The organism is Oceanicella actignis (assembly GCF_900111545.1).
In the GTDB taxonomy this organism is placed as follows: Bacteria; Pseudomonadota; Alphaproteobacteria; order Rhodobacterales; family Rhodobacteraceae; genus Oceanicella; species Oceanicella actignis.
The window spans coordinates 334,058-358,741 of sequence record NZ_FOHL01000003.1; the positions used below are offsets into that span (position 1 = coordinate 334,058).

General features: G+C 74.2%; 19 protein-coding genes. 12 read left to right on the top strand and 7 right to left on the bottom strand.

The window, feature by feature from the left end; translation table 11 throughout:
- The first annotated feature begins 28 nt into the window (after window positions 1-28).
- Window positions 29-1,627, top strand: a complete 1,599-nt coding sequence (locus tag BMW67_RS06800; protein ID WP_072746277.1) for a gamma-glutamyltransferase family protein — start codon at window positions 29-31, stop codon at window positions 1,625-1,627.
- A 35-nt stretch (window positions 1,628-1,662) separates the two neighbouring features.
- Here the strand turns inward: BMW67_RS06800 and hspQ are convergent, their stop codons facing one another.
- Complete coding sequence (hspQ, locus tag BMW67_RS06805) at window positions 1,663-2,007, bottom strand: heat shock protein HspQ (RefSeq protein ID WP_245728475.1); 345 nt, start codon at window positions 2,005-2,007, stop codon at window positions 1,663-1,665.
- A 182-nt stretch (window positions 2,008-2,189) separates the two neighbouring features.
- Between hspQ and BMW67_RS06810 the strand changes: the two genes are divergently transcribed.
- The 3 genes from BMW67_RS06810 (at window position 2,190) to alaS (ending at window position 6,599) form a co-directional block, all read left to right on the top strand.
- Window positions 2,190-3,086 (top strand): AEC family transporter, encoded by an 897-nt coding sequence (locus BMW67_RS06810; RefSeq protein WP_072746276.1) that lies wholly within the window; start codon window positions 2,190-2,192, stop codon window positions 3,084-3,086.
- 106 nt (window positions 3,087-3,192) lie between these two features.
- Window positions 3,193-3,822 carry a transglycosylase SLT domain-containing protein gene (locus BMW67_RS06815; RefSeq protein ID WP_072746275.1) on the top strand — a complete coding sequence of 210 codons (630 nt, stop codon included), beginning with the start codon at window positions 3,193-3,195 and terminating at the stop codon, window positions 3,820-3,822.
- A 110-nt stretch (window positions 3,823-3,932) separates the two neighbouring features.
- Window positions 3,933-6,599: an alanine--tRNA ligase gene (gene alaS, locus BMW67_RS06820; RefSeq protein ID WP_072746274.1), complete on the top strand. Its 2,667-nt coding sequence runs from the start codon at window positions 3,933-3,935 to the stop codon at window positions 6,597-6,599.
- 188 nt (window positions 6,600-6,787) lie between these two features.
- On the opposite strand, the gene BMW67_RS06825 is transcribed toward alaS, so the two are convergent.
- From BMW67_RS06825 to BMW67_RS06835, 3 genes are read right to left on the bottom strand one after another with little or no spacing between them, the layout of a single operon-like run.
- Window positions 6,788-7,147 (bottom strand): DMT family protein, encoded by a 360-nt coding sequence (locus tag BMW67_RS06825; protein ID WP_072746273.1) that lies wholly within the window; start codon window positions 7,145-7,147, stop codon window positions 6,788-6,790.
- Between the two features lie 18 nt (window positions 7,148-7,165).
- Complete coding sequence (locus BMW67_RS06830) at window positions 7,166-7,981, bottom strand: fumarylacetoacetate hydrolase family protein (protein WP_072746272.1); 816 nt, start codon at window positions 7,979-7,981, stop codon at window positions 7,166-7,168.
- A 34-nt stretch (window positions 7,982-8,015) separates the two neighbouring features.
- Entirely contained in the window at window positions 8,016-9,026 is a 1,011-nt protein-coding gene (locus BMW67_RS06835) for an Ldh family oxidoreductase (protein ID WP_072746271.1), read from the bottom strand.
- A 133-nt stretch (window positions 9,027-9,159) separates the two neighbouring features.
- Between BMW67_RS06835 and BMW67_RS06840 the strand changes: the two genes are divergently transcribed.
- A complete protein-coding gene (locus BMW67_RS06840) occupies window positions 9,160-9,822 on the top strand; it encodes a glutathione S-transferase family protein (protein WP_218139759.1) in 663 nt (220 codons plus the stop codon).
- A gap of 42 nt (window positions 9,823-9,864) precedes the next feature.
- Here the strand turns inward: BMW67_RS06840 and BMW67_RS06845 are convergent, their stop codons facing one another.
- Entirely contained in the window at window positions 9,865-11,697 is a 1,833-nt protein-coding gene (locus BMW67_RS06845) for a hypothetical protein (RefSeq protein ID WP_072746270.1), read from the bottom strand.
- Between the two features lie 108 nt (window positions 11,698-11,805).
- Here BMW67_RS06845 and BMW67_RS06850 point away from each other — a divergent pair, with 108 nt between their 5' ends.
- Window positions 11,806-12,495 (top strand): thiamine diphosphokinase, encoded by a 690-nt coding sequence (locus tag BMW67_RS06850; protein WP_072746269.1) that lies wholly within the window; start codon window positions 11,806-11,808, stop codon window positions 12,493-12,495.
- On the opposite strand, the gene BMW67_RS06855 is transcribed toward BMW67_RS06850, so the two are convergent.
- Complete coding sequence (locus tag BMW67_RS06855) at window positions 12,476-13,870, bottom strand: L-serine ammonia-lyase (protein ID WP_072746268.1); 1,395 nt, start codon at window positions 13,868-13,870, stop codon at window positions 12,476-12,478. The genes BMW67_RS06850 and BMW67_RS06855 overlap by 20 nt on opposite strands.
- Before the next feature lie 566 nt (window positions 13,871-14,436).
- On the opposite strand from BMW67_RS06855, the gene rpiA reads away from it, so the two are divergent.
- The 6 genes from rpiA (at window position 14,437) to BMW67_RS06885 (ending at window position 20,520) form a co-directional block, all read left to right on the top strand.
- The gene (rpiA, locus tag BMW67_RS06860; protein WP_072746267.1) at window positions 14,437-15,180 is read left to right on the top strand and encodes a ribose-5-phosphate isomerase RpiA; all 744 of its coding nucleotides are present in this window, start codon (window positions 14,437-14,439) and stop codon (window positions 15,178-15,180) included.
- 29 nt (window positions 15,181-15,209) lie between these two features.
- Window positions 15,210-16,562 carry a glutathione-disulfide reductase gene (gene gor, locus BMW67_RS06865; RefSeq protein WP_072746266.1) on the top strand — a complete coding sequence of 451 codons (1,353 nt, stop codon included), beginning with the start codon at window positions 15,210-15,212 and terminating at the stop codon, window positions 16,560-16,562.
- A 76-nt stretch (window positions 16,563-16,638) separates the two neighbouring features.
- Window positions 16,639-17,805, top strand: coding sequence for an FtsH protease activity modulator HflK (hflK, locus tag BMW67_RS06870; protein WP_072746265.1), 1,167 nt, complete (start codon window positions 16,639-16,641; stop codon window positions 17,803-17,805).
- Window positions 17,802-18,698 carry a protease modulator HflC gene (hflC, locus tag BMW67_RS06875; protein WP_072746264.1) on the top strand — a complete coding sequence of 299 codons (897 nt, stop codon included), beginning with the start codon at window positions 17,802-17,804 and terminating at the stop codon, window positions 18,696-18,698. The genes hflK and hflC overlap by 4 nt, the downstream gene beginning before the upstream one ends.
- 16 nt (window positions 18,699-18,714) lie before the next feature.
- Entirely contained in the window at window positions 18,715-18,900 is a 186-nt protein-coding gene (locus BMW67_RS06880; RefSeq protein WP_072746263.1) for a DUF2065 family protein, read from the top strand.
- Window positions 18,901-19,104: 204 nt separating this feature from the next.
- The gene (locus BMW67_RS06885) at window positions 19,105-20,520 is read left to right on the top strand and encodes a DegQ family serine endoprotease (RefSeq protein WP_072746576.1); all 1,416 of its coding nucleotides are present in this window, start codon (window positions 19,105-19,107) and stop codon (window positions 20,518-20,520) included.
- 341 nt (window positions 20,521-20,861) lie between these two features.
- On the opposite strand, the gene BMW67_RS06890 is transcribed toward BMW67_RS06885, so the two are convergent.
- Complete coding sequence (locus BMW67_RS06890) at window positions 20,862-24,146, bottom strand: error-prone DNA polymerase (RefSeq protein WP_072746262.1); 3,285 nt, start codon at window positions 24,144-24,146, stop codon at window positions 20,862-20,864.
- Window positions 24,147-24,684: the final 538 nt, after the last annotated feature.

Genomic DNA, 24,684 nt, shown 5'->3' on the forward strand with positions numbered 1-24,684 from the left:
CGCCGCCGCGCCGCGCAGGGAGGACAGGATGAGCTACGACAGGACGCGCGATTTCCAGAAGCCCGGGCGCTCGCAGGTGATCGCCTGCAACGGCATGTGCGCCACCTCGCATCCGCTGGCGGCCAAGGCCGCGGTCGAGGTGATGGAGCAGGGCGGCAACGCCGTCGACGCCGCCATCGCCGCGGCGGTGCTGCTGGGCATTTGCGAGCCGCAGATGACGGGGCTGGGCGGCGACTGCTTCGCGCTGGTCGCCAAGCCCGACGGCGCGGTGATCGGGCTCAACGGCTCGGGCCGCGCGCCGGCGGCGCTGTCGGCCGAGGCGCTGCGCGCGCAGGGCTTCGAGCGCATGCCCGAACGCTCGCCCCATGCGGTGACGCTGCCCGGCGCGGTCGACGCCTTCGACCGCCTGTCGCGCGATCACGGGCGGCTGGGGCTGGCGGCCAGCCTGGCGCCGGCCATCCGCTATGCCGAAGAGGGCGTGCCCGTCGCCCCGCGCGTGGCCTTCGACTGGGCCCGAGGGGCGCAGAACCTGAGCGGCGCGGCGCGCGAGTTCTACCTGATCGACGGCGCGGCGCCGCGCGCGGGGCAGGTCTTTCGCGCGCCGCGCCAGGCCGAGATCCTGCGCCGCATCGCCGCGCAGGGGCGCGCCGCCTTCTACGAGGGCGAGGTGGCGCAGGACATGGTCGACACCCTGCGCGCGCTGGGCGGCGTGCACACCATGGAGGACTTCGCCGCCGTCGAGAGCGAGTATGTCGAGCCCGTCAGCGGCGACTACCGCGGCGTCGAGCTGGTCGAGCTGCCGCCGAACGGGCAGGGGGCCACGGCGATCCTGATGGCCAACATCCTGCGCCGGTTCGATCTGTCGGCGCTCGATCCCTTCGGCGCCAAGCGCGCGCATCTCGAGGCCGAGGCGACGCGCCTTGCCTATGACGCGCGCGACCGCTTCATCGCCGATCCCGAGCACGCCGCGCTGCGGCTGGGGCACATGCTGTCCGAGCGCACGGCCGAGCGTCTGGCCGCCCTGATCGACCCCGAACGCGCGCTGCCCGAGCCGGTCAAGGCCGCGACCGAGGCCGTGCACCGCGAGACGGTCTATGTCAGCGTCGTGGACAAGGACCGCATGGCCGTGTCGCTGATCTATTCCATCTTCCACTCGTTCGGGTCGGGCCTGGCGTCCGAGCGCTTCGGCGTGCTGATGCACAACCGCGGCGCGTGCTTCAACCTGATCCCCGGCCATCCGAACGAGGCCGCGGGGGGCAAGCGGCCCATGCACACCATCATTCCCGCGCTGCTGCGCCGGGGCGGGGCGGTGACGACCTCGTTCGGGGTCATGGGCGGCGCCTACCAGCCCTGCGGACATGTGCGCCACCTGACCAATCTGGTCGATTACGGGATGGAGCCGCAGGTCTCGATGGACGGCCCGCGCAGCTTTTTCGAGAAGGGCGCTCTGACGCTCGAGCGCGGCTACGATGCCGCGGCGGCCGAGCGCCTGGCGCAGATGGGTCACCGCGTCGAGCGCGCCGAATCGCCCATCGGCGGCAGCCAGTCCGTCACCATTGATCGCAAGCTGGGCGTTCTGATCGGGGCGTCCGATCCGCGCAAGGATGGCTGCGCGCTGGGCTACTAGCGCGGCGCCGGCGCGCGCGGGCGCCGGCGGCCCGTTCAGTGGCGGCTGATGCCCGCCACTTCGTACTGGTCGTCGTGCAGCTCGCCGAAATGCTCGATGACCTCGGGGTGATCGACGGGCTCGCCGCTGTCGTCGGCCACCAGGTTCTGCTCCGAGACGTAGGCGTGGTAGTAGCTGGTCTCGTTCTCGGCCAGCAGGTGGTAGAAGGGCTGGTCCTTGCGGGGGCGGTGATCCTCGGGGATCGAGTTCCACCACTCGTCGGTGTTCGAGAACACCGGATCCACGTCGAAGATGACCCCCCGGAAGGGGTGCAGCCGGTGGCGGACCACCTGGCCGATGCGGAACTTCGCTTCCGCGCGGATCTTCTTCGTCTGAGCCAATTCGCAATTCCTTTTCGGTCGTCTTCGCGCAGATATAGGCCGCGCGGGGAGTCGAGTCCATGGGCGGGCCCGGCGTCGTGCCCGGCCTCGGGGCCGGGCGGCCGCGGGGCGCGTTGCGCGGGGGCGGCGTTCATGTCATAAGGCCGCCTTATCGCCGTCGGGGGCGAGAGGAGGCGCCGTTCATGTCCGTCATCGTCGAGGTTCTGCGCGTGGTCGCGCCGGTGTTCGTCCTGGGCTTCGCGGGCTGGGCCTGGGTGCGCGCGGGCGAGGATTTTCCCCTGCGCTTCGTCACCCGGCTGTGCTTCACGGTGGCGGTTCCCTGCCTGATCTTCGTGGCGCTGGCGCGCGCCGAGCTCGACCGCGGGGCGCTGGCCTCGCTGGCGCTGGCGACGCTGGGCGGCTATGCGGCGGCGGGGTTGGCGCTGGCGGCGCTGCTGCGCGCGGCGGGCCTGTCGCAGCGAGCCTTCCTGGCGCCGCTGACCTTCGGCAACACGGGCAATGTGGGCCTGCCGGTGGCGCTGTTCGCCTGGGGCGAGCAGGGATTGGCGCTGGCCGTGGTCGTGTTCGCGGTCATGGCCTGCCTGAGCTTCACGGTCGGGGTGTGGCTTGTGTCGGGCGGCGGTTCGCCGCGCGAGGCGCTGCGCCAGCCGATCTTCTACGCCGCCGCGGGCGGGCTGGCCGCCGCCGGCTTCGGCGTCGCGCCGCCGGGCTGGGTGATGGACAGCCTGGCGCTGGCGGGGCAGATGGCGATTCCGCTCATGCTGTTCACGCTGGGCGTGGCCATGGCGCGGCTGACGCCCGCGGGGGCGGGGCGCGCGGCGCTGCTGTCGGGGGCGCGGCTGGTCGTCTGCGCGGCGGCGGCGCTGGGCGCGGCGCGGCTGGCGGGCCTGCCCGAGCTGGCCAGCCAGGTGCTGCTGATGCAGCTGACCATGCCGGTGGCGGTGACCTCGTATCTGATGGCCGAGCGCTACGACGCCCGCCCGGTCGACGTGGCGGGGCTGGTCGTGGTCTCGACGGCCATCGCGGTGCTGGCGATCCCGGCGATGCTGGCGGTTCTGCTGGGCGCGGGCGCGCCCTGACCGCGCGGCGGGCGGCCCCGGGCTTGGCCGCCGGGGCGATGCGCGCTATCGTGTCGCCAGAGCGGAACGAGCCCGCCGTCAGAGCCGGGCCGATGGATCGAGGCGCATGCGGATCATCGTCAGGGCAATGCGCGTCGCGGCGCTTTGCGCAGCCCTTGCAGGCTGCGCGGCCGATGATTCGCGCCCCGCGAACGTGATGGACGCCTGCGCGATCTACGCCGCGCGCCCGCACTGGGCCGAGGCGCTGGAACGTTCGCAGGCGCGCTGGGGCGCCCCGGCCCCGATCCAGCTGGCGATCATCCAGCGCGAGTCGAACTTCCGCAAGGACGCCCGCCCGCCCATGCGCTACGCGCTGGGGGTCGTGCCGGTGGGGCGGGCCTCGTCGGCCTACGGGTTTGCGCAGGCGCTCGACGGCACCTGGGACTGGTATCGGCGCGAGACGGGCGCGCATGGCGCCGACCGCGACGATTTCGCGGACAGCGCCGACTTCGTCGGCTGGTACATGGCGCGCACGGCGAGGGTGAACGGCGTGGACATGAACGACGCCTACGCCCACTACCTGGCCTATCACGAGGGCCACGCCGGCTATGCGCGCGGGCGCTGGCGCACCAAGCCCGGCGTGCTGCGCGCCGCGGCCGAGGTCGAGGCCCTGGCGCGCCTTTACGAGATCCAGCTGCGCGGCTGCGGGGCGGCGCGTTCGGCCGCGGCGGCGCCCGCGCCGCTGGGCGCCGGCTGAGCGGTCCGCGCGGCGCCCGGGCCCGAACTTCTTGCGCCGCGCCGCGCCAGGGCCTAGAAATCGCCCGCACTGAAGGCAGTGCCGCAACACCACACAGCGGGGCGACGCGCATGATCTCCGGCAACCAGATCCGGTCCGAATTCCTGAACTTCTTCAAAGAGCGCGATCACGAGATCGTCGACAGCTCGCCCATCGTGCCGCGCAACGATCCGACGCTGATGTTCGTGAACTCGGGCATGGTCCAGTTCAAGAACGTGTTCACCGGCGTCGAGACGCGGCCCTACTCGCGCGCCGCCAGCTCGCAGAAATGCGTGCGCGCGGGCGGCAAGCACAACGACCTCGACAATGTGGGCTACACGGCCCGCCACCACACCTTCTTCGAGATGCTGGGGAACTTCTCGTTCGGCGACTACTTCAAGGACGTCGCCATCGAGCAGGCCTGGACGCTCTCGACCAAGGTCTTCGGCCTGCCGCCCGAGAAGCTGCTGGTGACCGTCCACGCCTCGGACGACGAGGCGGCGGCGCTGTGGCGCAAGATCGCCGGCCTGCCCGAAGAGCGCATCATCCGCATCAACTCGGACGACAACTGGTGGCGCATGGGCGACACCGGCCCCAACGGCCCCTGCACCGAGCTGTTCTACGACCACGGCCCCGAGGTGCCCGGCGGCCCGCCCGGCAGCCCGGACGAGGACGGCGACCGCTTCGTCGAGTTCTGGAACCTGGTCTTCATGCAATACGAGACGCATGAGGACGGCTCGTCCACGCCGCTGCCCCGCCCCTCGGTCGACACGGGCATGGGGCTCGAGCGCATGACCACCATCCTGCAGGGCGTGCACAACAACTACGACACCGACCTGTTCCAGCCGATCATCCGCGCCTGCGCCGAGCTGACCGGCCAGGCCCCGGACGGCCCCATGGTCGTCAGCCACCGCGTCGTGGCCGATCACCTGCGCTGCGCCGCCTTCCTGATCGCCGAGGGCGTCCTGCCCTCGAACGAGGGGCGCGGCTACGTCCTGCGCCGCATCATGCGCCGGGGCATGCGCCACGCCCACATGCTGGGCGCGCGCGAGCCGCTTCTGCACCGGCTGGCGCCGGCGCTCATCGACCTGATGGGCGGCCATTACGTCGAGCTGCGCGCCGCCGAGCCGCTGATCCGCGAGACGCTGCGCGCCGAGGAAGAGCGCTTCAAGGCGCTGCTCGAGCGCGGGCTGCGCCTGCTCGACGCCGAGCTCGAGCGCCTCGACCCCGGCGCCCCGCTGCCCGGCGAGACGGCGTTCAAGCTGTATGACACCTACGGCTTCCCGCTGGACCTGACGCAGGACATCCTGCGCGGCAAGGGCGCGCAGGTCGACGTCGCCGGCTACGAGGCCGCCATGGCCGCGCAGAAGGCCGCCGCGCGCGCCGCCTGGGCGGGCACGGGCGACGCGGGCGCGCAGAAGCTGTGGTTCGACATCCGCGACCGCGTCGGGCCGACCGAGTTCCTCGGCTACCAGTCGCTCGAGGCGTCGGGCCGCGTGTTGGCGCTGGTGCGCGACGGCGCCGAGGTCGCCCACGCCGCCATCGGCGAGACCTTCGAGCTGGTCGCCAACCAGACCCCCTTCTACGCCGAGCAGGGCGGCCAGGCGGCCGACCGGGGCGTGATCGAGGCGCCCGGCGGCGTGCGCATCGAGGTGCTCGACGTGCAAAAGCGCGCCGACGGCGTCTTCGCCCATCTGTGCCGCATCGCCGGCGACGACGCGGCGCATGTGGTCAATGTCGGCGACACCATAACGCTGCGCGTCGATCCGGCGCGGCGCGCGGCGCTGTGCGCCCATCACTCGGCCACCCACCTTCTGCACGAGGCGCTGCGCCGCCGGCTTGGCGACCATGTGGCGCAGAAGGGCTCGCTGGTCGAGGCCGACCGCCTGCGCTTCGACATCTCGCACGGCAAGCCGCTGACGCCCGAGGACGTGGCCGCGGTCGAGCGCGAGGTGAACGCGCGCATCCGCGCCTGCACCCCCGTGGAGACTCGCGTGATGCCGCTGGACGAGGCGCGCGAAAGCGGCGCGCGCGCCCTGTTCGGCGAGAAATACGGCGACGAGGTGCGCGTGGTGTCCATGGGCGGGCGCGACCCCGGCCAGAACCGCCCCTGGTCGATCGAGCTGTGCGGCGGCACGCATGTGGCCAATACCGGGCAGATCGGCTTCTTCAAGATCCTGCGCGAAGAGGGTCTGGCCGCGGGCGTGCGCCGGGTCGAGGCCGTGGCGCACGAGGCGGCCGAGGCGCATGTGGCGCGGCTCGACCGCATCGTCTCGGGCGCGGCGGCCACGCTCCACGCCCAGCCCGACGAGATCGAGGCGCGCCTGTCCGCCCTTCTGGCCGAGCGCCGCGCGCTCGAGAACGAGCTGTCCGAGACGCGCCGCAAGCTGGCCGCCGGCGGCGCGGGCGGCGCCCCCGCGCGCAAGCTGGGCGAGGCCACGCTGACGCTGCGCGTGGTCGAGGGCATGGCCCCGCGCGAGCTCAAGGCCGCCGCGGACGAGATCCTGGCCGCCGCGCCGGGCGTCGCGGCGCTGGCCACGCGCTCGGACGACGGCAAGGGGTCGATCGTGGTCGCGGTCTCGCGCGACTTCCTCGACAAGGTGGACGCGGTGACGCTGGTGCGCGCGGCGGCGCCGCATCTGGGGGCCAAGGGCGGCGGCGGCCGGCCCGAGATGGCCCAGACCGGCGGCCCCGACGGCGCCGGCGTCGAGGCCGCGCTCAAGGCGGTGGAAGAGGCCGCGGCGGCGGCGCTGGGCTGAAGGCCCGCCGCCGCGCGCCCGCCGCCGCAAGGGGCGGGATGCGGCCCGTCATGTCGCCGGCGCGCCCGGCCTTCGCCGCGGGAAAGAGGGCGCGGCGTCAAGGCGCCGGCGCGCGGCGCGGCCTTCGGCCAGGGCGCGCCCCGAAGTCGGCGGCGTGGGTCGCGGCGCGGCGGCGTTCGCGCCCGCCCTCAGGGCTTGAAGAACACCAGCCCCGCGCCGCAGGCGATCAGCGCGAATCCCAGCAGCTGGCTCGGCGACATGGGCTCCTTGAGCCACAAGGCCGAGAAGCCCGCGAAGACCGTCAGGGTGATGACCTCCTGCATGGTCTTGAGCTGGGCGGCGGAATACACCTCGTGCCCGATCCTGTTCGCCGGCACCGCCAGCCAGTATTCGAAGAAGGCGATGCCCCAGCTGGCCAGAACCACCATCCACAGCGCCGTGGACTTGTAGGCCAGGTGCCCATACCAGGCGAAGGTCATGAACAGGTTCGACGCGAGCAGAAGCAGCGGCGGCAGAACCCAGGGCGCAAGCGACGATGACGAGGACATGCGCGCCTTCTCCTTGTCTCAGACGACCTCGAGCGCGACCGCGCCCAGCTGCGCGATCTCGAAGCGTAGGCGCGCCGGCGCGTCGATCTGGCGCGGGGGCAGATGCGCGCCCAGCAGCAGGGTCTCGCCCGCGCGCAGGGTCTGGCCCAGCGCGTTGAAGCGGTTGGCCAGGAAGGCGACGGCCTCGAGCGGGTCCATGGGCGCCGTGCCCTCGGCGTCCAGCAGGGTTTCGCCGTTCAGCGTGACGCGCGCGCGCAGCCGGGCGGGATCGACCTGATCGGGCGCGGCGCCGGGCCCGCCCAGCGCGGCGCCCGCGTTGAAGATGTTGGCCGCCACCACCGCGACCGGGCGCGCGCCCGGATCGACGCGGCGGCGGTCCAGGATCTCGAAGGCCGGGACCAGCCGCGCCACCGCCGCCGCGGCCGAGGCCCGGTCATGCCCGCCCGGGCGGGGGGCCATGTCGGCGGCCAGGATCGCGGCGATCTCGGGCTCGACCGCCAGCGACATGAAGCGCGCCGCCTCGATGCGCGCGGGCCCGTCCTGCGCCGCCGCGATCTGGTCGGCGAAGACATGCGCCGCGCCCGGTTCGGCAAGGCCGGCCATGGCCAGCTGCTGCGCGCTGTTCCAGGCGATCTTGCGCCCGGCGACGCCGCCGCGCCCGGGTGCCAGCCGCGCCGCGACCTCGAGCTGCACGGCATAGGCGGCGTCCATGTCGGCCAGATCCGGGCCTGGATCGCGGAAGGGCGCGGGCGCGGCGATGTCCGCGGCGATGTCGGGCGCAAGCCGCGATACGAGGGCGCGCAGGCGATGCTCGGCGGGGTCGATGTCGGACATGTGCAGGGTTCCGGAAAGCGTTTCGGGAATGGGGTCAGTCGCCCGCGGCCAGGGCGCGCAGGCGCTCGTTCAGCTTGCGCGGCACGCGCAGCCCTTCGGCCTGGGCGCGGGCGCGGGCCTGAAGGCGGCGCTGGCCGGGCAGGCGCGCGCCCTCGATGCCCGCCAGCGCCGCGGCCAGCGCGGCCATGCGCTCGGCGAAGCCGGGGGCGATCAGCTCGGGGTCGATGGCGATCAGCGTCTGCGCCAGGTCGGGAGGCGGCCCTTCGCCGTCGAACAGGCTCGAGGCATGAACGCCCAGCGCGCCGCCGCCAAGGCAGGCGGACAGCACCTCGACCATCAGCGCAAGCGCCGCGCCCTTGGGGCCGGCCATGGGCGCGACCGTGCCCTTGAGCGCGGTCTCGGGGTCGGTGGTCGGGCGCCCGTCGGGCCCCAGCGCCCAGCCTTCGGGGATCGGCGCGCCAAGCTCGCGCGCGGCCAGGATCTTGCCGCGCGGCACGGTCGAGGTCGCCATGTCCACCACCAGCGGCGGGCCGTCCGGCATGGGCGCGGCGAAGGCGATGGGGTTGGTGCCCAGCGCCGGGCGCGCGCCGCCCCAGGGCGCCATGGCGGCGGGCGCGTTGCCGAAGATCAGCGCCACGCGGCCAAGCTCGGCCAGGGCCTCGCAATGCGCGCCGGCGACGCCGAAGTGATTCGAGCGCCGCACCGCCCCCAGCGCGATCCCGGTGCGCCCGGCCAGCTCGGCCAGGGCGGGGATGAGCAGGTCGAAGGCCGGATAGGCGAAGCCGTGGGCCGCGTCGACGCGCAGCGCCGCCGGGGCCGGTTGCTCGAGCGTGGGGCGCGCGCGCCCGTCCGCCTTGCCCGCGCGGCATTGCGCGACGTAGGAGGGCACGCGGCTCAGCCCGTGCCCCGCATGGCCCGACGCCTCGGCCGCGACCAGCGCCGCGGCGACCGAGCGCGCGACTTCGGGCAGGGCGCCGGCGGCGGTCATCGCCGCCTCGGTCAGCCTGCGCGCCTCGTCGAGGGAAAGGGTGACGTGATCGTTCATCCGACTGCTCCTGCGCCCGGGCGGCGTTCATGCCTTATGCCGCGCCGGACGGGCGGACGAAAGGGGGCGCCGCTTGCCTGGCGCGCGGCGGGGCGCCATCGTGCGGGAAACCGCAACCGACAGGGAAGCCGCCATGACCCATCTGCCCGCCATGCACCGCCTCTACGTCACATCGACCGCGCCCAATCCGCGCCGCGTTCTGGCCTTTCTGGCCGAAAAGGGCGTCGAGGTCGAACTGGTCGAGCTCGACATGGGCCGGCGCGAGCATTACGACCCCGAATACGTCGCCCGCGCGGGCGCGCCGGTGATCCCGGCGCTCGAGCTCGAGAACGGCGAGTTCCTGACCGAATCCGTGGCCATCTGCCGCTATGTCGAGGCGCTGCACCCCGAGCCCAACCTGATGGGACGCGACGGGCTCGAGGCCGCGCGGATCGAGATGTGGCAGCGCCGCGTCGAGTTCGGCCTTCTGCTGCCGGTGGGTTTCGTGTTCCGCCATTCGCACCCCAGCATGGCCGGGTTCGAGAACCAGGTGCCCGAATGGGCCGAGGCCAACCGCCCGCGCGTGCTGGCCGGGCTCGAGATGCTGGACCGGCGTCTGTCCAGCGCGCCCTTCGTGGCCGGCGAGCGCTTCACCATCGCCGACATCACCGCCTGGCTGGCGATCGACTTCATGCGCGTCACGCGCATCGCCCCGCCCGAAGAGCTCGAGGCTCTGCGCCGCTGGCACGCGCGCCTGGCCGACCGCCCCGGCTTTCAGCGCCCGGCCCGGCCCGCGCGCAAGCAGACGGCGGGCTGACGGCCCGCAGGCCTGCCGGGCCCCGGAACCAGGGGCCCGGAACTAGAGGCCCAGGACGCGTTCGTATTCGCGCAGGGTCTTTTCGTTCATGGCGAAGCGGTCCCCATCGACGCGCACCAGCGCGCCGGTGCGGATCAGCTTGCCGAAGGCGCGCACCCGGTCCTCGGGTCCGAAGGCGTGCGCCTCTTCCAGCCCCGCGAGCATGGCGATCAGGTCCGAGCGGGTGAACAGCGGCGTGTCGCGCAGCAGCGTCGCATAGGCCGCGGCGGCCTCCATCTGGTCGGCCAGATCCTCGGCCTCGACATGGCGCACGAACTGTTCGAGCGAGATCGGCTCGCCGCGGCGCACCGCCTCGTCCAGCGAGGGCGTATGCGCCCGCATGACCGCCTGCGCGCTGGGCCGCGGCGCTTCGGGGCGCGGCGGTTCGGCGCTCTGCGGCGGAGGTGCCTTCGGCGCGCGGTCCGACGGCGCGCGGTCCGTTGGCGCATGATCGGATGCGGGGTCCGCGGCGGGCGCTTGCGGCGGCCGCTCGGGGCCGGGATGCGGGTCAGGAGTCGGGGCAGGGTTCGGGGCAGGGTTCGGGTCAGGGTGCGGGGCGGCGTCTGGCGCGGCGCCGGACGGCGATCGGGGCGCCGCCGCGGGCGGCGCGTCGCCGTCGCGCGGCGCCTGGGCTGCGCGCGCCGCGGCCTCGCCTTCGCCGGATTTCGGCGCGCGCGCGGGCCGCGAGAAGAACTCGTCGAGCCGCGCCTCGATGTCGTCGGGAATCGAGCTGATCGGCACGCCGGGCACATCGGCCAGCACCCGCGCCGGATCGGGCCTGGGCCGTTCGGGGCGGCTCTCGGGGGCGGGCCCTGGGGCGGCGGGCGGCTCGGGCTCGGGCGGCGGTCGCCGCCCGATCAGGCGCGACAGCAGCCCGCCGCCGCGCGCCGCGGGCTTTGGCGAAGCTTCGGGCCGGGGCGCGCGCGGGCCAAGGGCGGCGCCCTGCGCGAAGGCGTCGCGGGCCTTGGCGAGTCGCGCCGGATCGATCGGCTCGCCGGCGGCGCCGTCATCGGGGCGCGCGGCCTGATGCGGCGGCGCGTCGGCATCCGCCCCCGGCGCGGCCTTCGCCGAAGGGGCGGGCTGGCGCGCCGGATCGGGCGCGGGGGGCGCGCCGGGTGGGGTCGCGGCGTGCTGCGGGCCGGGCTGCGGAGCGTCGGGCGCGGCATCGCCGCCGCTGGGCGGGCTGGCCTCCGTCGCCGGGCGCGCGGCTTCGGCGGCCGGCGCATCGGCGGCGCCTGCATCTGCTGCGGCATCGGCCTGCGATCGGGCGGCGGCATGAGCCTGCGCGTCGGCCGCGTCCGGCGCGTCCGCCCGCCCCTTCGGGAGCGCGGCGCCATCCTCGGGCGCAGCAAGGGGCGCGTCGGCCGGGGGCGCATCACCGGCCTTGCCGGCGGCCAGATCGCGGGCGTTGCGGTCCTGCGCGTCCTCTATGGCGGCGGCGAAGGCCTCGCGCGCGGCGTCGTCCCGCTCCTGCGCGGCCGCCTCCTGCGCATCCTCGACGGCCGGCCTGGCGCCAAGGGCGCCGGCGCGCGGGGCGGGCGGGCCTTCGCCCTCTTGCGCCGAGGGTTCGGCGGGGTGGATCACGATCGCGTCGTCGCCCGGCGTCGCGCCCACGGCCGCCCCCAGCGCCATCATGCGCCGCTCGAGCCGCTCGACCATCGCCGCGCGCGCCTCGGGCGCCAGCGCCGACAGCTCGGGCGCGCCGAAGGCCGGGTTGCCGGCCGACGCCTCGCGGCACAGGTCGAACACCTGGCGCAGCACCTCGACCGGGTCGTCCATGCCCTCGACGATGCAAGAGAATGACCCGTAGTTGACGCTCAGACGCTTCTGGCTCACGGTCCGGCTCCTGACAGGCCGCCGCATGACGCGCGGCGGGGCCTGCAATGGTCGGGCAATTGCCGCCCCCGGTCAACCTTGGGCGGGCGGCGGGCAAGGATGCGGGAGATGACGCGGATCCTGGAATTCGACGCGCCGGTGGCGCTGATCGGCGGCGGAGCGGCGGGGCCGGCCGAGCTGGAGGCGGCGCTGGCGCGCGCGCCGCGCGTGGTGGCCGCCGACGGCGGGGCGAACCTGCTGGCCGGGCGCGCGCGCAAGCCCGACGCGGTGATCGGCGACATGGACAGCGTCGCCGATCCGGCGCGCTGGCGCGACGATCCCGAGGTGCGCTTCGTTCCGGTGGACGAGCAGGACAGCACCGATCTCGAGAAATGCCTGCGCCTGACGCGCGCGCCGCTTTACCTTGGCGCGGGGTTCCTGGGCGGGCGGATGGATCATTCGCTGGCGGCGCTGCACGCGCTGCTGCGCCACGCGGATCGGCGGGTGGTGCTGCTGGGCGCCCATGACGTCGCCTTCGCCGCGCCGCCGCTGTGGCGCGCGCGGCTGGCGCCGGGGGCGCGGGTGTCGATCTTTCCGCTGGCGCCGTGCCGGGCGCATGGCTCGCGCGGGCTGCGCTGGCCGCTGGACCCGCTGGCGCTGGCGGCCGGTTCGGTCATCGGGACCTCGAACGAGGCCGCTGCCGAGGAGGTGACGCTGCGCTTCGACGGACCCGGCGCGGTGATCCTGCTCGAGCCGCGCTTTCTGGACGCGGCGATCGAAAGCCTGACGGCGGCGCCGCTCAGCACTCGGGCAGGTTGACGGCGAGGCCCCCCAGGCTGGTCTCCTTGTAGCGCGAGTCCATGTCCCGCCCGGTCTGGCGCATGGTCTCGATGCACGCATCGAGCGGCACCACATGCGCCCCGTCGCCGCGCAGCGCCAGCGAGGCCGCCGCCACCGCCTTGACCGCGCCAAGGCCGTTGCGCTCGATGCAGGGCACCTGCACCAGCCCGCGCACCGGGTCGCAGGTCATGCCCAGATGGTGCTCGAGCGCGATCTCGGCGGCGTTCTCGACCTGCTCGGGGCGCCCACCCAGCGCCGTGCACAGCGCCGCCGCCGCCATGGCCGAGGCCGAGCGCACCTCGCCCTGGCAGCCGACCTCGGCCCCCGAGATCGAGGCGTTGAACTTGATGATCCCGCCGATGGCCGCGCCGGTCAGCAGCATCTCGCGCACGTCCGAGCGGCGCGCGCCGGGGCAGTGCTCGAGATAGTATTTCACCACGCCCGGAAACACGCCCGCCGCGCCGTTGGTCGGCGCGGTGACCACGCGCCCGCCGGCGGCGTTCTCTTCGTTCACGGCCATGGCGTAAAGGCTGATCCAGTCGTTGGCGACATGGGGCGGCGGCATGTTCGCGCCGCGCTCGGCTTCGAGCTGGCGGCGGATGGCGGCCGCGCGCCGGCGCACGCCCAGCCCGCCGGGCAGGGTTCCCTCCTGCGACAGGCCGCGGGCGATGCACGCATCCATCGCCTCCCAGATCCGGTCCAGGCCCCGGTCCAGCGCCGCGCGCGACATGCGCGTCTCTTCGTTCGCGCGCTTGAGGCCGGCGATGCTCAGCCCCGACTCGCGGCACATGCGCAGCATCTGCGCGGCGGTGCGGAAGGGGAAGGGCACGTCCTCGTCCACCGGGGCGTGGGCGGCGTCGCGGGCCAGCTCGGCCTCGGTCAGCACGAAGCCGCCGCCGATCGAGTAGTAGGTCTCGCGCAGGTGCAGCCGCCCTTCGGCGTCATAGGCCGACAGCACCATGCCGTTGGCGTGTCCGGGCAGGGGCGGGCCGTAGTCGAAGATGACCGCGCCTTCGGGGTCCAGCGCCATGGGCGGCAGGCCCGGCGGGGCGGCGCGGCGCTCGACCGCAAGGCGCGCCAGCGCGGCCTCGGCCTCGTCTGGGTCGAGCGTGTCGGGCCGGTGGCCCAGCAGCCCCAGCAGCACCGCCCGGTCGGTGGCGTGGCCCTTGCCGGTGAAGGCCAGCGAGCCGTGCAGCCGGCATTCCAGCCGCGCCGGCGCGCCCGCGCCCGGCACGCGCGCGTCGCCCGCGCGCAGCGCGTCCAGAAAGCGCGCCGCCGCCGTCATGGGACCCATGGTGTGCGAGCTGGAGGGCCCGACGCCGATCTTGAAGATGTCGAACACGCTCAGGAACATCGCTTCTCTCCGCCGCCTCGCCGTCTCTCGCGCCGTCTCTCGCGCCGTCTTGCTCGCCGTCTTGCTCGCCGTCTTGCGCGCCCCGCGCGGGCCGCGCCGGCGCCGATCATAGCCGCGCGCGCCGCCCGCGGGCGAGGCGCTTGCGACCCTCGATGCGCCGATCGCGCCGCCGGCCCGCGCCGGGCGCAAGGGGCGAGCGTGCCGGGGGCTCGGCTCGAGCGGCGCGCGGGGCCTGCCGCCGCGCCCCGCGCGCCGTTGCCGCGCCCCGCCCCGCGCCCCGTCCCCGCGCCCGACCCCGCGCCCGTCCTCGCGCCCCGGGCCTGCCCCGCGCCCCGGGCTCGGACCCGGCGCCATTCCCCGGCCCGACCCAGCCCCGACCCAGCCCCGGCCGCAGACCTGGCTCCCGACCCGGCCCCGACCCGGCCCCGGCCCGGACCCGAACCGGCCCCCGCGCCGCCCGCCGCCGGGGGGCGCGCTTGTCCGGCCGGTCCGGCGCCGCGCGGCTTGCATCGCCCGGGCATCCGTATAGGTTCCGACTCGCCCTCGAACCACAGCAGGAAACCGCCATGGCCAAGACCCTCACCGCGGCCGACATCGCCAAGCGCGCCGCCGCGCGCGAAGCCGTCAAGCTTGTCGAATCCGGGATGCGCCTCGGGCTCGGCACCGGCTCCACCGCCGCCTGGTTCGTCGAGCTTCTGGGCGAGCGCATCCGCGAGGAGGGGCTGAAGGTGACCGGCACGCCCACCTCCGAGCGCACCGCGCGCCTGGCCGCGCGCCTCGGCGTGCCGCTGGTCACGCTGGACGAGGCCGGATGGCTGGACCTGACCGTGGACGGCGCCGACGAATTCGACGCCGCGCTGACGCTCATCAAGGGCGGCGGCGGTGCCTTGCTGCAGGAGAAGATCGTCGCCGTCGCCTCGGACCGCATGGTGGTCATCGCCGACGAGACCAAGCAGGTCGAGACCCTGGGCGCCTTTCCGCTGCCGGTCGAGATCGTGCCCTTCGGCTGGGAGACCACCAAGGCCATCGTCGAGGAGATGCTCGAGGACATGGACGTGGACGGCCGCTCGTCGACGCTGCGCATGGCCAAGGACGCGCCCTACGTCACCGATTGCGGGCACTACATCCTTGACCTGCACCTGCGGCGCATCGGCGACCCCGAGGATCTGAGCGGCGCGCTCAACGCCATTCCCGGCGTCGTCGAGAACGGCCTGTTCATCGAGATCGCCGACATGGCCGTGGTCGGCCACGAGGACGACACCGCCACGACCATCGAGGCGCCCGACCTGACCGAGGATGACGAGCATTGAGCGGCCCGGCGCGCGAGGAGGAAGACTCGATGGAGTTCGACTACGACCTGTTCGTGATCGGCGGCGGCTCGGGCGGGGTGCGCGCGGCGCGCATGGCGGCCGGCTACGGCGCGCGCGTCGGCGTGGCCGAGGAGTTCCGCTTCGGCGGCACCTGCGTGGTGCGCGGCTGCGTGCCGAAAAAGCTGATGGTCTACGCCTCGGCCTTCTCGGAACTGTTCGAGGACGCCGAGGGCTATGGCTGGCAGGTCGGCCCGCGCAGCTTCGACTGGAGCCGCTTCATCGCCGCCAAGGACGCCGAGATCGCCCGGCTCGAGGCCATCTATGCGCGCAACCTGGACCTGGCCGGGTGCGAGCTGCACCGCTGCCGGGCCGAGGTGACGGGGCCGCACACCGTGCGCCTGGCCTCGCACGGGCATGAGGTGCGCGCGCGCCACATCCTCATCGCCACCGGCGGGACGCCCTTCGTGCCCGACATTCCGGGCGCCCATCACGCCATCACCTCGAACGAGATCTTCGACCTGCCGCATCTGCCCGCGCGCGTCGCGGTGGTCGGCGGCGGCTACATCGCCTGCGAGTTCGCCGGCATCCTCAACGGGCTGGGCGCGCGCGTGACCCAGCTCTACCGCGGCGAACAGATCCTGCGCGGCTTCGACGACGACGTGCGCGGCCATGTCGCCGGGCTGATGCGCGCCAAGGGGATCGACCTGCGCACCGAAACCGACGTGGCGCGCATCGACCGCGCCGAGGACGGGCTTGTCCTGACGCTCGTGGACGGCGCGCGGCTGGCCGTCGACTGCGTGCTCTACGCCACCGGGCGCGTGCCCAACACGGCGGGGTTGGGGCTCGAGAAGGCGGGCGTGGCGCTGGGCCCGCGCGGCGAGGTGCTGGTGGACCGCTGGTCGCAGACCAACGTGCCCTCGATCTTCGCCGTGGGCGACGTCACCGACCGCCTGGCCCTGACCCCTGTCGCCATCCGCGAGGGCGCCGCCTTCGCCCGCACCGTCTTCGGGGGCGAGCCGACCGCGGCCGATCATTCCGACGTGCCCACCGCCGTCTTCACCCAGCCCGAGATCGGGACCGTGGGCCTGACCGAGGCCGAGGCGCGCCGCGAGGCCGAGGTCGAGATCTACCGCTCGACCTTCCGGCCCATGTTCCATACCCTGTCGGGGCGGGACGAAAGGATGCTGATGAAGATGGTGGTGCGCAAATCCGACCGGCGCGTGCTGGGCGTGCACATCGTGGGCCATGCCGCGGCCGAGATGATCCAGCTGGCCGGGGTCGCGGTGAAGATGGGCGCGACGAAGGAGGATTTTGACCGCACCGTCGCCGTCCACCCGACGGCGGCCGAAGAGCTGGTCACCATGCGCGATCCCGTCGCATAGCACTTGAACGCGGCGCCCGCCCCGCCATCTTGCAGGGCGGCGGCGACGCGAGAATTCACGGAGGACCGAAACCGACATGCCATTCAGCAACAACTCCGGCGGCCCATGGGGCGGCGGCGGCAAGGACGACCGGGGCTCGGGCGGCCGCAACCCCTGGGGGGGCGGGCCCGGCTCGGGCGGGCCGGGCGGCGGCGGGGGCGAAGGCCCCGACATGGACGAGCTGCTGCGCCAGGGGCGCGAGAGGCTGAAGGTCATCTTCGGCGGCGGCGGCCCGGGCGGGCCGGGCGGCGGCGGCTCGGGCGGCGGCGGCGGGCTTGGCCGCGGCGGCTGGACGCTGGCGGCGCTGGGCGCCTTCGCGCTGTGGGTCTACGCCTCGGTGTACACCGTCGCGCCCGAGGAACGCTCGGTCGAGCTGTTCTTCGGCGAGCTCTACGCCGTGCGCGATCCGGGCCTGAACTTCGCGCCCTGGCCGGTCGTCACCTACGAGAAGCTCGCAGTCACGCGCGAGAACCTGATCGACATCGGCTCCGAGCCGGCGACCTCGCGCCGCCGGGGCGGCGACACGGGCCTGATGCTGACCGGCGACGAGAACATCGTCGACATCGACTTCCAGGTGGTGTGGAACATCTCGGACCCGACCAAGTTCCTGTTCAACATCGCCGAGGCCGACGCCACCATCCGCGCCGTGTCGGAATCGGCCATGCGCGAGGTGATCGGCCGCTCGCAGCTCAAGCCGATTCTCAACCGCGACCGCGCCATCATCAGCCAGGAGGTCGAGAAGCTGATCCAGGACACGCTCGACAGCTATGAGTCGGGCGTGAACATCGTGCGCGTGAACTTCGACAAGGCCGACCCGCCGCCCGAGGTCATCGACGCCTTCCGCGACGTGCAGGCGGCCGCCCAGGACCGCGACACGGCCAAGAAGCAGGCCGAGGCCTACGCCAACAAGCGCCTGGCGCAGGCGCGCGGCGAAAGCGCCCAGATCCTGCAGGAGGCCGAGGGCTACGCCGCCCAGGTCGTCAACGAGGCCGAGGGCGAGGCGGCGCGCTTCCTGGCCGTCTACAAGGAATACGCCCGCGCCAAGGACGTGACGCGCAAGCGCCTCTACCTCGAGACCATGGAGCGCGTCCTGGCCGGGGTGGACAAGATCATCGTCGACGAGAACATCGCCGGCGGCGAGGGCGGCCCGGGCGTGGTGCCCTACCTGCCGCTCAACGAGCTCAACAAGGGGGCCAACCGATGAAGAAGGGACCCGTTCTGGCCGCGGTCCTCGCGGCGCTGGTCTTCGTGCTGGCCAATTCGGTGTTCATCGTCGATGAGCGCCAGCAGGCCCTCAAGCTGCAGTTCGGCAAGGTGGTGGGCGACCCCGACGGCTACCGCCAGCCGGGGCTCTACTTCAAGATCCCGTTCATCCAGAACGTGGTCTATTACGAGGACCGCATCCTGCCGCTCGAGACTTCCGAGCTCGAGATCACGCCGCTCGACGACCGCCGCCTGGTGGTGGACGCCTTCGCGCGCTGGCGCATCGTCGATCCGCTGCGCTTCCGCCAGGCGGTGCAGACCGAGGCGGCGGCGCTGCCGCGGCTCGAGCGCATCCTCAACGCCGCCCTGCGCGAGGTGCTGGGCTCGGTCATGTCCGACAACATCCTGTCCGACGACCGCGCGCAGCTGATGGCGCGCATCCGCGACGCCGCGCGCGGCAGCGCCGCGACGCTGGGCGTGCAGATCATCGACGTGCGCATCCGCCGCGCCGACCTGCCGCAGCAGAACCTTCAGGCGACCTTCGAGCGCATGAAGGCCGAGCGCGTGCGCGAGGCCGCCGACGAGCGCGCCCGCGGCGCCGAGGCCGCCCAGCGCGTGCGCGCCAACGCCGACCGCCAGGCCGTCGAGCTGGTTTCCGAAGCGCGGCGCGACAGCGAGATCATCCGCGGCGAGGCCGACGCCAAGCGCAACCGAATCTTCGCCGAGGCCTTCGGCAGGGACCCCGAGTTCTTCGCCTTCTACCGCTCGCTGGGCGCCTACGAGAAGTCGATCCAGCCCGGCAGCACGACGCTGGTGCTGACCCCGGGCAGCGAGTTCTTCGAGTATCTGGGCGGCGGCGCGGATCGCGACCCGCGCCGCGGCATGGCCGAATGAGCGAGGGGCGAGGGCGATGCGCGACGTCGTCTTCGCCATTGGCGCGGTGCTGGCCTTCGAGGGGCTGATGCTGGCCCTGGCGCCCGGGCTCGTGGTCCGGGCGCTGGCGTTTCTGCAGGCGGCGGGCGTCGAGCGGCGGCGCATGCTGGGTCTTGGCGCGGCGGCGGCGGGCGTGGCGCTGCTGATGATCGCGCGCTCGTGATCGCGGCGGGGCGCGATGCTCTTGCGGTGCGGCGCAAAAGACACATCTGAAAGGCGACGCCGCAGGCCCCGAGGGCGCCCGCAGGACGAAACAAGACAACGCAGGATCAGGAGGAGAACGACCTTGTCCATCACACGAACCCGCCGACCGGATGCGGTCGCGGCGGCCGCCGCGCGGCCCGGCGCGGCCCGGCTGCTGTGGGCCATGCTGGCCACGCTGGCGCTGGCCGCCGCGCTGGCGCTGGGCGCCGCGCGCGAGGCCGCCGCGCGCGGCGCGCCCGAAAGCTTCGCCGACCTGGCCGAGCGGCTCAGCCCGGCGGTGGTCAACGTCTCGACCTCGCAGACGGTGGCGCGTCCCTCGCGCCCGCTCGGGCCGCGCCTGCCCGAGAACTCGCCCTTCCGCGACCTGTTCCCCGAGCTGTTCGGCGATCAGGGCGGACCGCCGCGCAAGGTCAGCTCGCTGGGCTCGGGCTTCGTCATCTCGCAGGACGGCTACATCGTCACCAACAACCACGTCATCGACGGCGCGGACGAGATCAAGGTGAACTTCACCGACGGCGAGTCCCTGCCGGCCAAGGTCGTGGGCACGGACCCCAAGACCGACATCGCGCTGCTCAAGGTCGAGCCCAAGGCGCCGCTGCCCTTCGTGCCCTTCGGCGACAGCGACAAGGCGCGGGTGGGCGACTGGGTGCTGGCCATCGGCAACCCCTTCGGCCTTGGCGGGACGGTGACGGCGGGCATCATCTCGGCGCGCAACCGCGACATCAACGCCGGGCCCTATGACGACTTCCTGCAGACCGACGCGGCGATCAACCGCGGCAACTCGGGCGGTCCGCTGTTCAACATGGACGGCGAGGTGATCGGGGTGAACACGGCCATCATCTCGCCCTCGGGCGGGTCGATCGGCATCGGCTTCGCGGTGCCCTCGGCCATCGTCACCAAGGTGGTTTCGCAGCTGCGCGAGTTCGGCGAGACCCGCCGCGGCTGGCTGGGCGTGCAGATCCAGACCGTGACCGACGAGATCGCCGAGGGGCTGGGCCTTGACGCCGCGCGCGGCGCGCTGGTCTCGGGCGTGGTCGAGGGCGGCCCCGCCGCGCAGGCCGGCCTGCAGGTGGGCGACGTGATCCTGTCCTTCGACGGCAAGGACGTGAAGCAGATGCGCGACCTGCCGCGCATGGTCGCCGACGCCGAGGTGGGCAAGCCCGTGCGCGTGACCGTCTGGCGCAAGGGCAAGACGCACACGCTCAAGGTCACGCTCGGCCGGCTCGAGGAAAGCGAGCAGGCGGCCGCCGGCTCGGACGATGCGCCGCCCGCGCTGGGCGCGGTCGAGGCGCTGGGCATGAAGCTGACGGCCCTGACCCCCGAGCGCCGCGCCGCCGCCGATCTGCCCGAGAATGTCGAGGGCGTGCTGATCGAGGCGGTCGATCCCGAGGGGCCCGCCGCCGAGAAGGGCCTGCGCCCGGGCGACGTGATCGTCGAGGTCGGGCAGGAGCCGGTGCGCAGCCCCGCAGATGTCCGCCGCAAGGTCAAGGAGGCGAGGGAGGCCGGCCGCAAGGCGGTGCTGCTTCTGGTCCATGCGCGGGGCGATCTGCGCTTCGTGGCGGTGCCGCTCGAAGACTGACGCGCCGCCTGGACGCCAGGCGCGGCCCATGGCCCCGCCCGGTTCATCCGGGCGGGGCTTTTCGTTCGGGCGCCTCGTCGGGCCGCGGCGGGCGCCGGTCAGGGCCCGCTTTCCTGTTCGTTCCCTTTCAGCGGCGCCTTGGGGCCTTGGCCGCCCGGCTCCCGCGCGTCGCCGGGGTCCGATGGGCGGCGCCTTGCGCCTTCGGGCGCGGATTGCGCCGGGCGGCGGACCAGCGGCGCCCCGCGCTCTGCGTTTGCGCCGCCGGCGATCGCGGCGGCCGGCGCGGCGGGGGCCGGTCGGGCGGGTGGGTGGTCGGTCGGGCGGGCGGGCGGTCGGGGCGGTCAGCGGAATTCGCGCGCGGGGAAAAGGCGGCGCGCCTGGGCGCGCGGGTGGCCTGCGGGGCCGCGCGGCGCGCTGGCGGGGGATGCGCGGCGCGCGGCGGGGGATGCGGCATCGGACGAGTCGGGGTCCTCGGGCGGCGCGGCCAGCTCGTCGAGCAGCGCGCTCAGATCCTCGACCCGGTCGGCGACCAGATGCGTCACCTCGCCGTCGCGCTGGATGCGGCCGCGCACGCGCAGCAGCCGCCCGGCGATGATCGCGCGGCGAAAGCGCTCGTAGACCCTGGGCCAGACCACCACGTTCACCACGCCGGTCTCGTCCTCGAGCGTCAGGAACACCACCCCCTTGGCCGTGCCCGGCCGCTGGCGCACCAGCACCAGCCCCGCCGCATGGACCCGCGCGCCGGGCGGCGGGTGGTCCAGCGCGGCGGCGGGCAGCGGCGCGGGCGCGCGACCCATCCCCTGCGCCAGGCGCGGGCGCAGCAGCTCGAGCGGATGCCGGCGCAGGCTCAGGCGCAGGGCGGCGTAGTCGGCGGCCACCTCCTCGCCCGGGGCGACGGGCGGCAGGGCGATGGCGGGTTCGTCCAGCCCCTCGCCCTCGAGCGTGGCGTCGAACAGGGGCAACGGCGAGGCCGCCGCGCGCAGGGCGCGGACCTGCCACAGCGCCTGGCGCCGGGTCAGGCCGAGGGCGACGAAGGCGTCGGCTTCGGCCAGGCGCTCGAGCGTGGCGGCGCCGATCCCGGCGCGGCGGCGCAGATCCTCGGGCGCGGCGTAGCCGTTGCCGCGCGCGGCGGCGATCCAGCGCGCGTCCTCTTCGGGCACGCCGCGCGCCTGGCGAAAGCCCAGCCGCAGCGCCAGCCCCCCCGCCGAGCGCGCCGATGGTTCGAGCGTGTTGTCCCAATAGCTGGCGTTGACGCAGACGGGGCGGACCTCGACGCCATGGGCGCGCGCGTCGCGCACGATCTGGGCCGGGGCGTAGAAGCCCATGGGCTGCGCGTTGAGCAGCGCGCAGGCGAAGGCGGCCGGGTGATGGCGCTTGAGCCAGGCCGAGGCGTAGACCAGCAGCGCGAAGCTGGCGGCGTGGCTTTCGGGAAAGCCGTATTCGCCGAAGCCCTCGATCTGGCTGAAGCAGCGCTCGGCGAAGTCGCGCGCATAGCCCCTTGCGGTCATGCCCTCGACGAAGCGCTCGCGGAAGGCCGAGACGGTCCCGCTCTTGCGGAAGGCGGCCAGCGAGCGGCGCAGCCGGTCGGCCTCGGCGGGCGAGAAGCCGGCGCCGATGACGGCGATCTGCATGGCCTGCTCCTGGAACAGGGGCACGCCCAGCGTGCGCGCCAGAACCTCGCCCAGCGCGTCGGAGGGAAACGAGACCGGCTCTTCGCCGCGCCGCCGGCGCAGATAGGGGTGGACCATGTCGCCCTGGATGGGGCCGGGGCGGATGATGGCCACCTGGATGACCAGGTCGTAGAAGCAGCGCGGCTTCATGCGGGGCAGGAAGTTCATCTGCGCGCGGCTTTCGACCTGGAACACGCCCAGGCTGTCGGCCCGGCACAGCATGTCGTAGACCTCGGGATCCTCGGGCGGCAGGGTGGCCAGGGTCCAGCGCGGGCCGCCATGGGCCGCGATCAGGTCGAAGCACTTGCGGATGCAGGTCAGCATGCCCAGCGCCAGCACGTCGACCTTGAGGATGCCCAGCGCGTCGATGTCGTCCTTGTCCCACTCGATGACGGTGCGGTCCTCCATGGCGGCGTTCTCGATGGGGACCAGCTCGTCCAGCCGGCCGCGGGTGATGACGAACCCGCCCGTGTGCTGCGAGAGGTGGCGCGGAAAGCCGATGATCTGGCGGCACAGTTCGAGCGTCTGGCGCAGGCGGCGGTCGGCGGGGTCGAGGCCGATCTCGCGCAGGCGCGCCTCGTCGACGCCCTCGGCCGACCAGCTCCAGACCTGCGAGGCCAGGGCGCCGGTCACGTCCTCGGACAGGCCCATGGCCTTGCCCACCTCGCGCACGGCGCGGCGGGCGCGGTAGCGGATGACGGTGGCGCACAGCCCCGCGCGGCTGCGGCCGTAGCGGGCGTAGATGTGCTGGATGACTTCCTCGCGGCGTTCGTGCTCGAAATCCACGTCGATGTCGGGGGGCTCGTCGCGGGCTTCGGAGATGAAGCGCTCGAACACCATCGCGGCGACCTCGGGGGCGACGGCGGTGATGCGCAGCGCGTAGCACACCACCGAGTTCGCCGCCGAGCCGCGCCCCTGGCACAGGATGCCGCGGCTTTCGGCGAACTCGACCAGGTCGCGCACGGTCAGGAAGTAGCGCGCGTAGCCCAGCCGGGCGATCAGCGCCAGCTCGCGCTCGGCCATGGCCTGCACGCGGGCGGGGACGCCCTGGGGGTAGCGGCGGGCCAGGCCCTGGCGGGTCAGGCGCTCGAGCCGGGTCTGGGGGTCTTCGCCGCCGGCGACCTCGTCGGGGTATTCGTAGCGCAGCTGGTCGAGCGAGAAGGCGCAGGCGCGGGCCAGCTCGGCGGCGCGGTCCACGGCGTGCTCGTGGCCGGCGAAGATGCGGCGCATCTCGGCCTCGGCGCGCAGGCGCCGTTCGGCGTTGCGCAGGGCGCGGCGGCCGAGGCGGTCGATGACGGTCTTCTCGCGGATGCAGCGCAGCACGTCCGCCAGGCGCCGGCGCGCGCCATGGTGCATGATGGGGTCGGCCGTGGCGACCAGCGGCGCGCCGGCCTCTTCGGCGGCGGCGGCCAGGGCGGCCAGGCGTTCGCGGTCGCGCCCGTCATGGCGGGGGGCGGCGGCCAGGAACGTCTGCCCGGGAAGCCGGCGCGCCCAGCGTTGCGCCGCTTGCGCCGCGGCGCCCGCGCCGGCCGGGTCCGTTTGCGCGTCTTGCGCCGTTTCGGGCGGCGCCGTCAGCAGCAGGAACATGCCCTGGGCGTGGGCGGCGACGTCTTCGGCGCGCAGGATGCAGCCGCCCTTGCGCGCGCGCCGCTTGCCCAGGGTCAGCAGGCGCGTCAGCCGCCCCCAGGCCGCGCGGTCGCGGGGCAGGGCGACCAGGGTTTCGCCGTCCTCGAGCGCGAGCCGCGCGGCGGGGATCAGGCGCGGCGGGCGCAGGCCCTGCTCGGCGCATTCGCGCAGGGCCCGGTGGGCGCGCACCACGCCGGCCACCGAGTTGCGGTCGGCGATGGCGATGGCCTCGAGCCCCATGCGCGCGGCGCGCAGGACGTATTCCTCGGGATGCGAGGCGCCGACGAGGAAGGTGTAGTTCGAGGTGGCGCAGAGTTCGGCGAAGGCCATGGCGGAGGAATCCCGGCGCCCGCGGGGCGCGGGCGCGCGTATGTTCTCAATTTGTTCTTGTTTGTGCAAGCCGAGTCCGACCCCTGATGCGCGGCGGCGGGGCGAGGCGGCTCCGGCCCTTGCAAGCCGACGCCCGGGCGCGGCGCGGGGCGCCGTCGCGCGCGGGCCGACGGAGGGCGCAAACCCGCCGGCGCCGCTCTTCCTGCCGGCGGCGCGCCAGGCCGGGTGCGCGTCAATGCGGCCGAGGGCGCGGCGCGTGCGGCGGCGGGCGGCGGTCCAAACCTCGGCGGGGGGCGGTTCGGCCCCTGGCGCGGGCCGGACGAGCGGCACGGGCGGCACGGGCGGCGCGGGCAGCCCGGGGGGCGCCTGTCGGGCGCGGGCCGGCTCCCGCTTGCCCTGGGGGCGCCTTCGGCGGGGCGACGAGGGGCGTCGGCTCGGCCCGCGCGGCTCGGCCCGCCTGGTTCGGTTGACGCAGCCCGTCCGGCGCGAGCGGCGTGGTGCGGCTGACGCGCCTCGGTTGGCGCGCGTCAGCCGGCGC

What these genes read in the sequence shown, in the direction of transcription:
- hflK (WP_072746265.1), top strand. Translation starts at nt 16,639, where the DNA reads ATGCCATTCAGCAACAACTCCGGCGGCCCATGGGGCGGCGGCGGCAAG.
- BMW67_RS06840 (WP_218139759.1), top strand. Translation starts at nt 9,160, where the DNA reads ATGACCCATCTGCCCGCCATGCACCGCCTCTACGTCACATCGACCGCG.
- alaS (WP_072746274.1), top strand. Translation starts at nt 3,933, where the DNA reads ATGATCTCCGGCAACCAGATCCGGTCCGAATTCCTGAACTTCTTCAAA.
- BMW67_RS06850 (WP_072746269.1), top strand. Translation starts at nt 11,806, where the DNA reads ATGACGCGGATCCTGGAATTCGACGCGCCGGTGGCGCTGATCGGCGGC.
- BMW67_RS06830 (WP_072746272.1), bottom strand. Translation starts at nt 7,981, where the DNA reads ATGTCCGACATCGACCCCGCCGAGCATCGCCTGCGCGCCCTCGTATCG.
- BMW67_RS06815 (WP_072746275.1), top strand. Translation starts at nt 3,193, where the DNA reads ATGCGGATCATCGTCAGGGCAATGCGCGTCGCGGCGCTTTGCGCAGCC.
- BMW67_RS06800 (WP_072746277.1), top strand. Translation starts at nt 29, where the DNA reads ATGAGCTACGACAGGACGCGCGATTTCCAGAAGCCCGGGCGCTCGCAG.
- BMW67_RS06880 (WP_072746263.1), top strand. Translation starts at nt 18,715, where the DNA reads ATGCGCGACGTCGTCTTCGCCATTGGCGCGGTGCTGGCCTTCGAGGGG.
- BMW67_RS06885 (WP_072746576.1), top strand. Translation starts at nt 19,105, where the DNA reads ATGCTGGCCACGCTGGCGCTGGCCGCCGCGCTGGCGCTGGGCGCCGCG.
- BMW67_RS06890 (WP_072746262.1), bottom strand. Translation starts at nt 24,146, where the DNA reads ATGGCCTTCGCCGAACTCTGCGCCACCTCGAACTACACCTTCCTCGTC.
- hflC (WP_072746264.1), top strand. Translation starts at nt 17,802, where the DNA reads ATGAAGAAGGGACCCGTTCTGGCCGCGGTCCTCGCGGCGCTGGTCTTC.
- BMW67_RS06835 (WP_072746271.1), bottom strand. Translation starts at nt 9,026, where the DNA reads ATGAACGATCACGTCACCCTTTCCCTCGACGAGGCGCGCAGGCTGACC.
- BMW67_RS06855 (WP_072746268.1), bottom strand. Translation starts at nt 13,870, where the DNA reads ATGTTCCTGAGCGTGTTCGACATCTTCAAGATCGGCGTCGGGCCCTCC.
- gor (WP_072746266.1), top strand. Translation starts at nt 15,210, where the DNA reads ATGGAGTTCGACTACGACCTGTTCGTGATCGGCGGCGGCTCGGGCGGG.
- rpiA (WP_072746267.1), top strand. Translation starts at nt 14,437, where the DNA reads ATGGCCAAGACCCTCACCGCGGCCGACATCGCCAAGCGCGCCGCCGCG.
- BMW67_RS06825 (WP_072746273.1), bottom strand. Translation starts at nt 7,147, where the DNA reads ATGTCCTCGTCATCGTCGCTTGCGCCCTGGGTTCTGCCGCCGCTGCTT.
- BMW67_RS06810 (WP_072746276.1), top strand. Translation starts at nt 2,190, where the DNA reads ATGTCCGTCATCGTCGAGGTTCTGCGCGTGGTCGCGCCGGTGTTCGTC.